The sequence below is a fragment of the Sphingomonas soli NBRC 100801 genome (genome assembly GCF_001591025.1).
GTDB lineage: Bacteria > Pseudomonadota > Alphaproteobacteria > Sphingomonadales > Sphingomonadaceae > Sphingomonas > Sphingomonas soli.
The window spans coordinates 312,585-326,189 of sequence record NZ_BCTZ01000001.1 but is presented as its reverse complement, the minus strand read 5'-3'; the positions used below and the strand labels follow the sequence as shown (position 1 = coordinate 326,189).

Here is a 13,605-nt window from a genome sequence, read left to right as displayed (position 1 = left end):
CTACATTGTCACCCCGGCCTTGTGCCGGGGTCCACGGTGCCCCGAATGTCATCCCCAGAGCTCTTGTGACAGCGTTTGCCTCCCGGTGAACCCCGGCACAAGGCCGGGATGAAAAAGGGGGAGATTAACGAACGCCCGTCATCCGATCCGCAAACGCGTCCAGCGGCCCTAGCGCGCGCAGGAAATCCTCGATCGCGCCATGCGCGCGCCCGTCGCCATCCTGCTCGGCCGAAACCAGCACCGCTGCCGCCGCCTGATCGCCACCGAGCATCTTGTTTCTGAGCGTCATCAGCTTCACGCGATTGTCGCTGCCGGTCAGCATTCCGCCGATCCGGTACCAGGTAACCGTCTCGCGCTCGATCCGCCCCGGGCCGACCATGCGCAGCGCCTTCCCGCCATCGGCGCGCGACAGCCCTTCGATGCGCACCCATTTGTCGTTCTCGCGGATCGCGCCGATCCCGAAGCCCACCAGTTCCTTGTCCTCGTGCTGGCTGGCATAGACCGCGACCGCAAGGTCCACCGCCCTGCCCTGCGCATCCACGTAGCGCCCGATCAGGAAATGATCGGCGCCCGGATAATTGGGCGACCAGGCGGCGCGGGTGCTGAGTGCGGCGCGCTGCCAGCCCGGAACTTCGGGCAGTTCCACCGCCTCCGGCAAAGGCGCCGCCCGCGCCGCATTCAGGCTCGACCAGCCAAGGAACAGGCTCGCCACCAGCAATACAAGCAGCGATGCCAGCGGGGCTTCGATCCGCCGCGTCGGCGCCGTAGCGAGCGATGCCGGATCGAACCAGGCGGCATCCGGATCGCGATCGAACCATTTCCAGCCGATCGCGAGCACTACGACCATCACGACCGCGAAGAACACCCAGCCATAGACGATATGATCCATCCCCGTGGCGCGCTCCACCGAGGTCCACCACGCGGCATAGATCGTCCCCCAGGCGCGGATGCCGTTGGCGATGATCGGCACGATCAGCGCCATCGCGAGGAACGCGGCGCGCCTGCGCCACGAAACGTAGCAGACGTTGGCGACCAGAACGCCATAGGCAACCATCGCGATCACGAATTTCGCGCCCGAACAGGCCTCGGCGATCTCGAAAAAGCCGTTGGGCGTGGTGATCAGCACGCCATCCACCACGGCGGGCACCCCGGTCACGTGCAGCAAGGGGATCACGATAGCCGTGGTGATGTCCTGGAGCGGCCCCTCCAAAAAGTCCCCGAAGGGCACCAGAAACGCCATGTAGCAAAGCGGAAACAGCAGCGCCCGCGCCACGTTCGGGCCAAGCACCGTCACCACAGCGCCCTGCAGCATCAACACCAGCCCGGCATGGCGGAACAATGCCACGCTCGCCGCATCGCCCAGAACCCAGCCAAAGCCGCCGGCTGCGACCAATGCGAGCCCCGGCCACCAGCCCTGCGGTACTACCAGCGCCAGCTCGTTCCTGCGCTGCCACACCAGCCATGCAATGACGGGCGCGACGAACAGGCAATGCCCGAAAGTGGTGTTCGTCCAATAGATCGTCGCCAGATCGGCGGTATCGCCCCGGAAGAGGACGAGGAGGCCGAGCCAGACCGCCACCAGCAATCCGGCATGACGCCGCCAGCGCGCATCGAACAGGCGCTTCGCAGGGACGAAATCGCCCGCAGGCGCTGCCACGGTCATGCCACGTGCCGCCTCCGTGGCGGCTTGACCACATCGGTCGCCCGGGCGGTATGCTTCTGCTTGGCGTCGCGCAGCGGCAGGCCCAGCACTTCGTCGAGCGGGGCGAGCCGCGCGGCCCAGCTATAATGATCCATAACCTGCTGGCGCGCCGCCTCGCCCATCGCAGCGGCCTTGCGGCGATCGGACAGCAATTGCGTCACATGCTCCGCGATCTCGCCCACGGTCGAGCCTACCCGGATCGTGCCATTATGCTCGATGCCGGTCGCGGCTGCTTCGGATGCGACCACGGGTCGCGCCATCGCCATGCCTTCCAGCACTTTGTTCTGGATACCGCGCGCCAACTTGAGCGGCGCGACGACCACCGCCGCCTGCGCCAGCCAGCCTCGCACATCGGCGACCTCGCCCACCACGGTCACGCCCGGATGCTTGGTCAGCGCCTTCACCGCGTCGGTCGGGTTCCGGCCCACGATCATGAAGCGCGCATCGGGATGCACCAGCCGGATATGCGGCAGGATCGTCTCGACAAACCAGGTGACGCCCTCCACGTTCGGGCGATAGTCCATCTGCCCGGTGAACACGATCGACCGCCCCATCGTGTCGATCCGCTTGAACGCCGCCGACGGATCGAAAAAGTCGGTATCGATGCCATTCTCGACGACATGGACCCGGTCCGCGCCCGTACGCTGGCGAAACAGCTCCGCCTCTGCCTCGCTGACGAACAGGCTGGCGTCCGCGCGCGCCGCGATCGCCTTCTCGTGCGCCAGCAGCAGGCGCGCCTCGCGGCCCAGCATCCAGCCCATCGCTCCCTTCGATGTCTGCGCATAGGCGGCGAACTTCGCCGAATCCATATCGACGAAATCCATGATCACCCGCTGATGCGGGCGCGCCGGAAGATATTGCGCCATCTGGCTTGAAAACACGAAGATCGTATCGATCGCGTGCCGCGTCAGCATATTCTCCACGGCCTCGCGCACCGCATCATTGTCGAACGCGGTCAGCGATATCGGGCGATGCGAGAACAGCGCCTGCAAGCCCGCCTTCATCTGGCTCTTGGCGCGCCAGATGATCGATCGGTTGCCGGTATATTTGGCCAGCCCGCCCTTCTGCTTCAGATCCTTGGGATCGTCAGCAAAGGCGATCAGGTGGACGCGCTGCTTGGTGGACAGATATTTCAGTATGTTGAAGCCGCGGATCTTGTCGCCCCGGTCGGGCGGATAAGGCACGCGGTGCGCCAGGAAAAGGATGTCACCCATCAGCCCAGCCCCCGCGAAATCCACGGACCGACGCGGTTCGCCACGGCAAGCGGCAGCTTGCTCCACAGCTTCACCTGCAGGCTGAATTTGGGATTGGCCGGGCTCGCGTCGCGCGCCTTCGCGCCTTCGGCGACGCGCTCATAATAGGTCAGCGGTGCCGGCTCGAAACCCCAGTTCTTCTTGAATGCGGCCGCGCCGGTGCCGGTTTTGGATCGCCCGAAATCGAACCGCGCGCATCCGCGTGCGCGCGCATGGCGCATCAGCTCGAAATACATCCGGTCATTGGCGCGCAGCGCGCGCGCATCGCGGGTCCCGCCACCCCAATAGGGATAGACCGTTCCCTTCCAATACAGGCTCAAAACGCTCGACACCGCTACTCCGCCACGGCGGACTATAAGCAGGTCGGCGGCTTTGCCAAACTCCTTCAAAACTTCGGAAAACAGCGCTTTGGGGAATACCGGCGTGCCCAGGTTGCGGACCGATTCGGCATAGACCGCATAATGCGTACGCTGCTCGTCCTCGCCATTGCCCACGATCACCTCGAGGTCGGTGTCGAGCGACTTGCGCACCTCGGCGCGCTGCTTGCGCGGGATCGCCAGCAACTCAGCCTCATCGTCCGCCGCCAGGTCACGGACGAACCCCAGATAGCGGGTCGTATCCACGTCCCATTCGGGCCCCGGCAGCGGCCCGCCGCGCACTTCCATCACCGGGCAGCTCAGTCGCCCGGCCAGCGCCCATGCAGCCTGTCCAAGCCCCGCCGCCACGCGCGGATTATCGGCCAGGATGCCGCCGCCAACCCCGAACGCCGCGGACACGAGGGCGCGCCCAAACAGCGGCGAATGCACCTCGGTCAGCGGCATTGCGCCAACCAGCTGGCCATTGCCGCCCTCTGCGACCAGATAATGGTTCCTCTGCCCGCACCCGCGCGCGACCGCGACGCTCCAGGCCGGCAGGTGAAACGGCGTGCCATCAGCGGAATCGTGTACGAACGCGCCGATCCGCGCGCGTTCGATGGCGTCGCCCAGATCGGCGATACGAAGCCCCACCGGGCGGGCGAGCAGCGGCGCGTTCATGCCAGCTTCTCCGCCTCGCGTGCCGCGATCGCGTCCATGCGCCCCCATCGATGATTGCCGATCAGCGTCTTCAGCTTCCCTGCCATTGCCCCTAGCCGCGCATAGTGACGAAGCCGCGACTTGAGCGGCGCGTTCGCCACGCGGGGTTGGCCGGGGTCGATCTCCCACGGATGGAAATAGAATACCGCCGGGCGGTCGCTCTGGTTGGAAGCGCGCACCGCATCGCCGGTCACCCGCCCCGGCAGCAGCCGGAAAAACCCGCCGCCCGCGGTGATCTCCCTGCCGAGAAACTTCGCGATCGTGACCGGTATCTCGATCAGCTCCGCACCCGCCACCGGCTTGAAGGCGCCGCGCGGTGCATCGGGCCAGCCATAATGATCATGCGCGATCGGTGCGATGCTGGAGGAATAACGATAGCCCTGCTCGGCCAGCACGGCATGCGCCCAGGGCGTGCGCCGGTCGATCGAGAAGCTGGGCGCACGATACCCGGTCACCTCTGTGCCCGAGGCATCCTCAAGCGCCGCTTTCGCCTTGGCCAGGTCGGCGCGAAACTGATCGGGTCCCATGTTGAATACGCGTTGATGGTCCCAGCCATGGCTGGCGACTTCATGCCCTGCATCCGCGACGCGGCGGATCAGCGCGGGGTAGCGCTCGGCCACCCAGCCGAGCGTGAAGAACGTCCCCTTCACCCCGCTTTCGTCGAACAGCGCCAGCACGGCGTCCGTATTCGCCTCCACGCGATGCTCGAGCGAATCCCAATCGTCGCGCGAGATCGTGTTCTCGAACGCGCCGACCTGGAACCAGTCCTCGATATCTACGGAGAGGGCGTTGGTGATCATGCGTCTCAGGCCGCGTTTCCGCGCAGCCCGGAAAGGTCCGGGCGGCGGCCGGTGTCGTTGGATTCGACCCAGTCGACCAGCAGGCTCAGCACGCGGCGCAGCGCCTCATCCTGATCCTTCACCTGCGCTTCCAGCTGAGCGATCCGCTCAACCATCGGGTCGTTGCCCGCGGGCGCAGGCGCAGGCGGAGGTGCCGCCACAGCCGGGCGCAGCGGCAGCGCATCCACCGGCGGCGGCGGCGCGGGGGTACCCATCGGCATCGGCGCGATCTCGTTCAGCTCCAGCGGCTCGGTTTCCCTCGGCATATAGCCGCCGGTGACCGTATCCCCCTGCAGATCGGCGATAACCGTCGTCACTTCGCGCTCGCCAAAGGTCTCGATCTGCTCGACCGCGCCGAACAGCAGCACGCGGCTGGCAAGCTGGTTCAGCAGGCGCGGCGAGCCGTTCGACCAGCGATACATCGCCGCCACCGCATCGTTGGTGAAACGCGGCTTGCCCCGCCAGCCGACGCACGACAAGCGGTGGATCAGATAGGGTTCGACTTCGTCCGCTTCCATCGGCTCCAGATGGTGCATCGCGATCACGCGCTGGCGCAACTGCTCCAGCCGCGGTTCGGCCAGGGTGACGCGGAATTCGGGCTGTCCGAGCAGGAAGATTTGCAGCAGCGGATAACCGCCCGCCTGGAAATTGGAGAGCATCCGCAGCTCCTCCAGGCTTTCGATCGGCAGCGCCTGCGCCTCATCGACCACCAGCAGGGTGCGGCGGCCGCTCCGCGCGACGCCGTGCAGCCCCCGCTCGATGGCGGCGAGCATGTCGGCCTTGGTCATGCCGGCCGCATTGATCTCAAGCCCCGCGCACACCAGCCGCAACAGGTCCTCGGGGCGAAGCTGCGACGATACGATCTTGATGACGTTGAGCCGCTCGCGATCGATCTCGCCGAGCAGATGCCCCATCAGGGTGGTCTTGCCTACGCCGGGATCGCCCGTGATGACGACGAATCCTTCACCCTGGCTCAGGCCATAGCCGAGATAGGCCATCGCCTTGCGGTGCGTGGCGGTGTCGAACCAGAATTTGGGATCGGGGGTGAGCTGGAAGGGCCTGCCCGTCAATCCGTAATGGTCGTCGTACATCTGGCTATCCTCAGAACCCGTACCGCAAGCCGAGCAAGGCCTGCGCCGCGGTATTACTGCTTCCGGTCGTCGAATTCTTGTTGTCGAACCCGAAGACGCCTGCCGAAACCGTGGCGCCCAGCGGGCCGAAGCGATGCGTGTAGGCCGTATTGGCTCCCCAGCCGAGCACGCCGTCTGCGCCCGCGATATCGGTATCGTAATAGCTGCCGAAAGCGCTGGCGGAAAACGCGCCGTTGCGGCCCACATCGGTGGATCCAAACACCTGGGCGTAGAAGCTCTCGTCCGAACGTCCATTGATGTTGAAGCCAGGCGTCCCGGTCGGCGCGATGAAGGTGCGGCGCGAATAGCCGCCGCCCAGCCCCAGGCGCGTCCCGCCCCGGTTGAGAACGGCCACGCCGGTCACGCCGCGCGAGCGATATGCGGAGGTGGCAGCGGAGGCGAAGACGTTGTTCAGGCAGCCGCCCGCAGCGCTTCCCGTCGTGCCATAGATGCAGCCGCCATATTGATTGCCAAAGGGATCCGTCGTGGTGACGAAGCTGGTCGGCAGCGTCGCAAGCGAGCCGCTGACCTGCTGGCCAAACGTCTGGACATTGTCATAGACGCCGATCTGGATGCCGCTGCCCGGGCCCATCTGGTAGCTGAGCGAGCCGGTATAGCTCATCGAGCCGTAGCGCTTGCCGACGCGCGCTTCGAGGAAGGTGCGGCGGCTCGGCTTCCAGATCACGCCCGCGTCCCAGAATATCCCGTCAAGGTCATAGGCCAGCCGCCGGGGCGAGGCATTGTCCGTCACGAACCGGCCCCTGGCGTCCACCACCGGGTTGTTCGAAGCGTCGCGCACCGCGTCCTTCTGGCTGATCTGGATCTTTTCATAGCCCACGCCGCCACCGATGGCGAAGCCGCGGGCGATCGGCAGAACCACGTCGCCACGAGCGAACTTGCCCTCGAAGCGCTGGTCGAGCTGCCCGGCATCCTCGCGCGTGTAGGAGCCGCTGACGGTCACGCCCACGGGCAGCACCGTCCCCGATTTCACGCCCAGGCTCGCGGTCGCGACATGCACCTTCGAGCTGTCATAGGCATCGAGCCGGGGCCCGGCGCCCACGCCCGTCGCACCCGGTGACTCGACCTTGGTATAGCCAAAGCGATAGGCGGCATTGGCCATGATCGGCCCGATACGGCTTGCGAAGTTGGGGCCGACATAGCCCGAATAGAGCTGCGCCGAATTGCGGCTGTTGCCCTGGTTGGTGAGCAGCGCGTCGCCGCGAATATCCGAACGCGTGCGCGTGGCGATGCCGCCCGCCTCGATGCTGAATCCCGGCGCAACCGCCGCCTTCACGCGCGCCAGGCCCGAATGCATCTGATCGTTGTTCAGCGGCTTCTGATAGGCGAAGCGGCGCTCATATTTGTAGCTCAGCTGCACTTCCACCCGCTTCGTGTGGACCGACGCATCAACGCCCACGGCCGCCGTCGTATAGGTCAGCACGTCCCCACCGCTCAGATCGGCAGTCACCACCTGGCTCGCTTCGATATACGGTCCTACGCGTACCTTCTGCGCATTGGCGGGCGATGCGAGTCCAGCCACGCAGGCCAGGGTCGCGGTTGCGAAAATCAGCCGGGTCACTTGCCCGCCTCCTCATAATAGCTTCCGAACCGGCGTCCGCCTGGCTGGAACGAGACCGAATTGAGGACGAGCTGGATATGCTCGCACCCGTCGAGGGCACTCACGGCGTCCCGAAGGTCGCCTTCACTGGTCTGGTCCGCGCGGACCACGACAAGAACCTGCCCCACATGCAATGCGAGCACCGAAGCCGGTGACGCCGCCAGTGCGGGGGGAGAATCGAAGATTACGATGCGGCGCGGATTGGCCTGCGCCAGCCCGTCCAGGATCGCGCGGGCGCGGTCGCTGGCGAGAAGTTCCGTGTCGCTGACGGTCTTCGCACCGGCAGGCAGCACCGAAAGCTGCGGGATATCGGTGTCGATGATGCAGTCTTCGACATTGGCGACCGCTCCGGAAAGCGCATCAAGCAACCCCGGGCCACCGGTGATACCAAGCCGGTCGAGGATATCGGGCTTGGCGAAATCGGCATCGACCAGCAGGATTTCGACATCCTTCTCGGCCGCCATCGAAAGCGCCAGGTTGATCGCGCAGAAGGTCTTGCCCTCGTCCGGGTTTGCCGAACAGACCAGAACCATGCGTGCCCGATCTGCGGCCTTGGCGGTGTCCTTGGCCGCCACGGCGCGTGCGGTCAGCAAAAGCTGGCGCTTCACCATGCGGAATTCTTCTGCCAGCGGCGTGATCTGCCCGCCGGGCACGATCATCCCGCCCGCGCGCAGCGCGGTGCGGTCGATCGGCGCTATGCGGCGGCCCTCGGTGGGCTGTTGCGGCACCGCGATGCTCGCCTGCTCATATTCGCCAGCGCCCCTGCGCAGCGCCGGACCATCGGGAATATTGCCAGCCATGGGCTGTTGTGCCTGCGGAGCGGGCGCAGGTGCGGGCGGCGGGGAGGCAGGCGCAGCCGCGACGTCGGGGATGACGGGGCCCGTGGGCGCATAATGGAATTGCGCCGCCGCCCTTTCGAGCAGCGTCCCGCGATAGCGGCGCGGAGTCTGTTCGTTCATGCGATCAGGCTCCCATTCCGCGCTGGAGGAATTCGACGCCGACCAGGCCAAGGAACGCGAGTCCCAGCGCCGCCATTCCCCCGGCGAAGAGGGTCAGCTTCTTGCGGCGCATGGCGATTTGCGCCTGCGTCAGCACCTCGCCGATCGATCCGATCACCGGCATGCCCGATGCCTTTTCCAGCTTGGCAGCGGTCGAGAACGTCGTCTTGAGCTTGGCCAGCGCGAACGCGGCCGCCACGCCCGCACCCAGCCCGGCGATCAGCACTGCGGCCAGCAGCAGCGGGCGGTTGGGCGCGTTGGGGCTGCGCGGCTGGGTCGGCGGATCGATCACGTTGAACTTCACCGTGTCCGACACGCTCTGCGCCGAGCTGGTGACCTTCAATTGCTCCCGGTCGGCCAGCAATTTGTCATACTGGTCCTTGAGCACCTGATATTCGCGGTCGATCTGGCTCTGCTCGGCGGCGACGCCGGGCGCCTCGGAGAGTTTCGCCTCCAGCGCGTTGAGATCGCCTTCGATCTGGTTCTTGCGCTGGATCAGCGAGGCCACCGTCGCGCTCTTGTCGAGCTGCATCGATTTCAGGCTCAGATAGAGCGGGTTGGAAGCAGAACCCCCGCCCCCGCCATACATCGGCTCGCGCTGTGCGGCACCGGTTGCCTGCGCGATCTGCGCCTTGAGCGCGATCACGTCGGGATGATTGTCGGTAAAGCCGCGCGCGCGCGCCTCGCCGAGCTGGCCCTGCAGCGTCGCCAGCCGTGCGCGCGCAGGCCCCGCAGTAGCAGCGCCGCCTGCGCCGGCGATGTTGGCCGGTGTCGCTGCCATCTGCGCATTGACGGCGTTGAGCCCGCTCTGCGCCGCCGCCAGGTCAGACTGGACGCTGGCAAGCTGGGTGCGTGCTGCCGCGATACGATCGTTCAGCGAACCCGTGCCCGGCAGCGCACCAAGATAGCGCGCCTGGAAATCGGCCTTCTTCGCCTCGGCTTCAGCAAGCTGCTTCTGGCGCGCATCGAGCTGCGCATCGAGGAATTCCATCGATTGGCTGCTGGCATCGCGATTATCGGCCAGGCTGCCTTCGACGAAGATGTTGATCAGCTTTTCCGCGATCTGCTTGGCCAGCTTGCCGCTGGACGCAGTCACAGTGATCTCGAAGAGATTGTCGGCCTGCGCGGTCAGCTTGATCGACTTTTGCAGCCCTGCGATCCGATCCGCGATGTCGCGATCCGTGGCCACGGTGCGCGCCAGGTCGGTGCCGCGCACTACCTTTTCCAGATTGACGGTGGAAGTCAGCGTCTGGCGCACGCGATCGATATCGCGCGCCTGCGCCGCCTGATTGGCGCCGTCGGCACCCGGCAGGATCTGACGAAGCTGCACGAAGATGCGCGCCCGCGATTCATATTTGTTCGGCATCTGAGACACGACCAGCCAGCCCGCAAGGCAGATGCCCCAGGCCACGGCGAGCGCAATCCAGCGCCGCATCCAGATGGCGTGGAGCATCCCGCGCACTTCATCGAACAGGCTCCCCATCCCCCGCGGCTCCTTAGAACATGCTCTGAGGGATGATGATCACGTCGCCCGGCTCGAGCTTGACGTTCGCGCTGATGTCGCCGTTCTTGAGCAGATCGCCCAGGCGCACCTTGAATTCGCGCTGCCGCCCCGTCGCCTTGTCGACGCGCACCAGCCGCGAACGGTTGCCCGAAGCGAATTCGCTCAGGCCGCCCACGGCGATCATCGCGTCGAGCGCGGTCATGTTCGCGCGATACGGGATCGAGGCCGGCTTTTCGGTCGCGCCGACGACGCGGACCTGCTGGCTGTACGTTCCCGAGAAATTCTTGACGATCACCGAGACGATCGGATTGTTGATATACTCGCCCAGCGCATATTTCAGGTCGTCCGCCAGCATCGCGGGCGTCTTGCCCACCGCCGGCATGTCGTTGATCAGCGGCACGGTGATGCGGCCATCGGGGCGCACCTGCACGTCCGCGGACAATTCCTTGTTCTGCCACACGAAGATCTGGAGCTGATCGAGCGGGCCGATCACATATTCCTCGCTCGGCGTCTCGCGGCCGGCGACAGAGATGGCGGGCGGCAGTTCGGGACGGCCGCCTCCGCCGGCACAACCGGAAAGGAGGACCGCGGCCAGTACGGGGGCGATCAATGCCCTGCCAACGGAGAGAAAACGCATGCTCGAGCTCCTCACCAACCGGGGCAAAAGCAGCCGACGTCTCGGCCGCAAACCCGGTTGGGTCAGGCTCAGCTATGCGAGTAAGAGGTAAACATCGGGTTAGGAGTTGGGCGATTTTGGCCCAGATCCGCGCACTTCAGCGGGGACGGTTCACAAGGATTTCCCGAACCGGGGCATGTCCCAGGAACCCGCTGGGGCTCGCGCTAGCCCCATACGCCCCCGAAGTGAATATCGCTATGACGTCCCCCACCTCCGCGCGCGGCAAGGCGACCTTGTCCGCAAGGCGATCAAGAGGAGTGCACAGCGGGCCGACGATGGTCACGATCTCCTCGGCCGGATCCTGCATCCGGTGCGCCACCGCGACAGGATAATTGCGCTTCACGACCGTGCCGAAATTGCCTGTCGCGGCGAGGTGATGGTTGAGCCCGCCATCCACGACCAGGAAGGTCTCGCTCTGGCTGTCCTTGCGATCGACAACGCGCGCCAGATACACGCCCGCCTCGCCGACCAGGAAGCGGCCCAGCTCGATCGCCACGGGCATATCGTATCGCGCGATTTCCCTGCCCAGCGCCTCGCCGATCGCAGCAGTATCGATTGGCGCATCCCCTGGAAAATAGGGGATTCCGAACCCGCCGCCGATATTGACCAAAGGCGGCTTGACGTCAGATTCACCAGCAAGACGGTCCGCCAGCGCCAATGTCGCCGCCTGGGTTTCCATGATCGCTGCGGTATCGAGCGATTGCGAACCGGCAAAGATGTGGAAGCCGCGCCAATCGGCACCCGCCGCCACGATTCGCTTGACCAAAGCAGGCACGCGCGCCGCATCGAGCCCGAAGGGCGAGGGTCGACCGCCCATCTTCATCCCTGATCCGCGAAGCTCGTAATCGGGGTTCACGCGAACCGCGAGCCGCGGCGCACCGCCGATCCGGTCGCCCAGCGCCAGGGCACGCGCGCCCTCGCCTTCTGATTCGAGGTGAAGCGTCACACCCGCGCGGATCGCTGCTTCGAGTTCCGCATCGCGCTTGCCTGGCCCGGCAAAGCTGATTGCATCGGCAGGCTTTACGGAAAGCGCACGCCCCATCTCGCCTGCCGAGGCCACGTCGAGCCCATCCACCAACGGCGCGATCGCCGCGAGCAATTCGGGCATCGGATTGGCCTTGATCGCATAATGCAGCGCCAATTGCGGAGGCATGGTGGCCCGTAGCAGCGCGATCCGCGCAGCGACGATCGCGAAATCATAGACATAGACGGGCGTGGCTTCGCCAACCCATGGCAGCGCTTCCATGCCCGCGAATTCGGGAGGGATCGGGCCAAATGCCTTGCTGCCGTTCACGCCCTGATCTCCGCCTTCAATGCCGAGCGATCGAGCTTGCCATTGGCGTTGCGCGGCAGTTCTTCCCGCCATTCATAGCGGACTGGCTGCATGAAGCTCGGCAATTCGCGCCGCATCCGATCACGCAGAGCATCCTCGCGCGCCGAATCCCCGCGCACGACCACCACGATCGCCTGGCCCAGCCGCGCATCGGGCACGCCGATCGCTACCGCTTCCGCAGCTTCCCCGCCGGAAACCACGGCTTCCTCGATCTCGGTGGGGCTGATCCGGTTGCCCGCCGACTTTATCATCTCGTCGTCGCGCCCCACGAAGCGGAGCAGCCCGTCATCGCCTTCGTGTACCGTGTCGCCTGACCACACCGCCATCCCGCCACTCCTGGCGAAAGGAGGCGCCAGACGAAAGCGCTGCGCGGTCCGCTCGGCATCGCGCCAATAGCCCTGCGCCACCAAAGGTCCGGCATGCACCAGTTCTCCTTGCTTCGCGCGCTTGCCATCGGGCCCCACCACCAGCACCTCGGCAAAGGGGATCGCACGCCCAATCGAATCGGGGTGCGCATCAACCAGATCGGGATCGAGATAGGTCGATCGAAACGCCTCGGTCAGCCCATACATCGGATAGAGCCGCGCCTGCGGGAATCGCTCACGCAGGCCACGCACCATCCCGCGTGTCAGCGCGCCGCCCGAATTGGTCAACCGCTTGAGCCGCGCCGCCGCTTCCACCGGCCATTCTGCCTCAAGTAATTGCACCCAGAGCGGCGGCACTCCCGCCAGCGTAGTGGCGTCGAACCGTTCCACCGCCTTCACGACGTCGCGCGCGGTTAGATAATCCAACGGAATGATCCGCGCGCCGGCGGCCCAGGTGGACAGCAACTGATTCTGCCCATAATCGAAGCTGAGCGGCAGAACGCCCAGCACGCGATCTTCAGATTCAATTTTAAGATAATGCGCTACACTTATGGCACCGAGCCATAAATTGGCGTGACTTAGCATCACGCCCTTTGGCCTGCCAGTCGAGCCCGAGGTATAGAGGATCGCCGCCAGCGCGTCCGTTTCTGCCTTCGACACCGGAAGCGAGTCCACACTCTCCAAGGCGTCATCATCAAGCAACCGGCAGTCCGTGGGCACGTCGCCCGCCTCCAGGGTCTCCAGCCGCGCATTCTGCGAAACCAGCGCCCGCGCGCCGCTATCGGCCAGGATGTACGCCACCTGCGCCCGCTTGAGCATCGGGTTTACGGGCACATGCACCAGCCCCGCCCGCGCCGCCGCCAAGGGCATCAGGCAGGCGGTTCGGGTCTTGGGCAGCCATGTCGCCACCCGCTCGCCCTTCGCCAGTCCGAGGCGCGAGAGCGCATGCGCCATCCGCCCCACCGCTGCTTCCAGCTCGGCATAGGCCATCGTACCGGCGCGATCTTCCAGCGCCACGGCATCGCGGTGCCCACGCAAGGTGAGCGCATCCAGCGGCTGCGGGACGGAATCGAGCGGCACCATTTCGTCACCCTTATACTTGGCAGGTCGTTCG

Annotated in this window: 11 protein-coding genes; all 11 read right to left on the bottom strand. The window is 65.7% G+C overall.

The window, feature by feature from the left end:
• Positions 1-124: 124 nt before the first annotated feature.
• On the bottom strand, positions 125-1,663 hold the full coding sequence (xrtA, locus tag SSO01S_RS01545) for an exosortase A (RefSeq protein WP_066794062.1): 1,539 nt from the start codon (positions 1,661-1,663) through the stop codon (positions 125-127).
• Positions 1,660-2,916, bottom strand: a complete 1,257-nt coding sequence (locus tag SSO01S_RS01540) for a TIGR03087 family PEP-CTERM/XrtA system glycosyltransferase (RefSeq protein ID WP_066794060.1) — start codon at positions 2,914-2,916, stop codon at positions 1,660-1,662. Before SSO01S_RS01540 ends, xrtA begins: the two co-directional genes overlap by 4 nt.
• Entirely contained in the window at positions 2,916-3,989 is a 1,074-nt protein-coding gene (locus SSO01S_RS01535) for a FemAB family XrtA/PEP-CTERM system-associated protein (RefSeq protein ID WP_066794284.1), read from the bottom strand. The genes SSO01S_RS01540 and SSO01S_RS01535 overlap by 1 nt, the downstream gene beginning before the upstream one ends.
• Complete coding sequence (locus SSO01S_RS01530; RefSeq protein ID WP_066794057.1) at positions 3,986-4,828, bottom strand: XrtA system polysaccharide deacetylase; 843 nt, start codon at positions 4,826-4,828, stop codon at positions 3,986-3,988. The genes SSO01S_RS01535 and SSO01S_RS01530 overlap by 4 nt, the downstream gene beginning before the upstream one ends.
• A 5-nt stretch (positions 4,829-4,833) precedes the next feature.
• Complete coding sequence (locus SSO01S_RS01525) at positions 4,834-5,958, bottom strand: AAA family ATPase (RefSeq protein ID WP_066794054.1); 1,125 nt, start codon at positions 5,956-5,958, stop codon at positions 4,834-4,836.
• Between the two features lie 10 nt (positions 5,959-5,968).
• Positions 5,969-7,576 carry a hypothetical protein gene (locus tag SSO01S_RS01520; protein ID WP_066794051.1) on the bottom strand — a complete coding sequence of 536 codons (1,608 nt, stop codon included), beginning with the start codon at positions 7,574-7,576 and terminating at the stop codon, positions 5,969-5,971.
• Positions 7,573-8,574 (bottom strand): AAA family ATPase, encoded by a 1,002-nt coding sequence (locus SSO01S_RS01515; RefSeq protein WP_066794048.1) that lies wholly within the window; start codon positions 8,572-8,574, stop codon positions 7,573-7,575. The genes SSO01S_RS01520 and SSO01S_RS01515 overlap by 4 nt, the downstream gene beginning before the upstream one ends.
• 4 nt (positions 8,575-8,578) lie before the next feature.
• Positions 8,579-10,096 carry an XrtA system polysaccharide chain length determinant gene (locus SSO01S_RS01510; protein ID WP_066794041.1) on the bottom strand — a complete coding sequence of 506 codons (1,518 nt, stop codon included), beginning with the start codon at positions 10,094-10,096 and terminating at the stop codon, positions 8,579-8,581.
• 13 nt (positions 10,097-10,109) lie between these two features.
• Positions 10,110-10,754, bottom strand: a complete 645-nt coding sequence (locus SSO01S_RS01505; RefSeq protein WP_066794039.1) for an XrtA/PEP-CTERM system exopolysaccharide export protein — start codon at positions 10,752-10,754, stop codon at positions 10,110-10,112.
• A gap of 136 nt (positions 10,755-10,890) precedes the next feature.
• The gene (locus SSO01S_RS01500) at positions 10,891-12,039 is read right to left on the bottom strand and encodes a pyridoxal-dependent decarboxylase, exosortase A system-associated (protein ID WP_066794281.1); all 1,149 of its coding nucleotides are present in this window, start codon (positions 12,037-12,039) and stop codon (positions 10,891-10,893) included.
• A 44-nt stretch (positions 12,040-12,083) separates the two neighbouring features.
• Positions 12,084-13,574 (bottom strand): acyl-CoA ligase (AMP-forming), exosortase A system-associated, encoded by a 1,491-nt coding sequence (locus tag SSO01S_RS01495; RefSeq protein ID WP_066794036.1) that lies wholly within the window; start codon positions 13,572-13,574, stop codon positions 12,084-12,086.
• Positions 13,575-13,605: the final 31 nt, after the last annotated feature.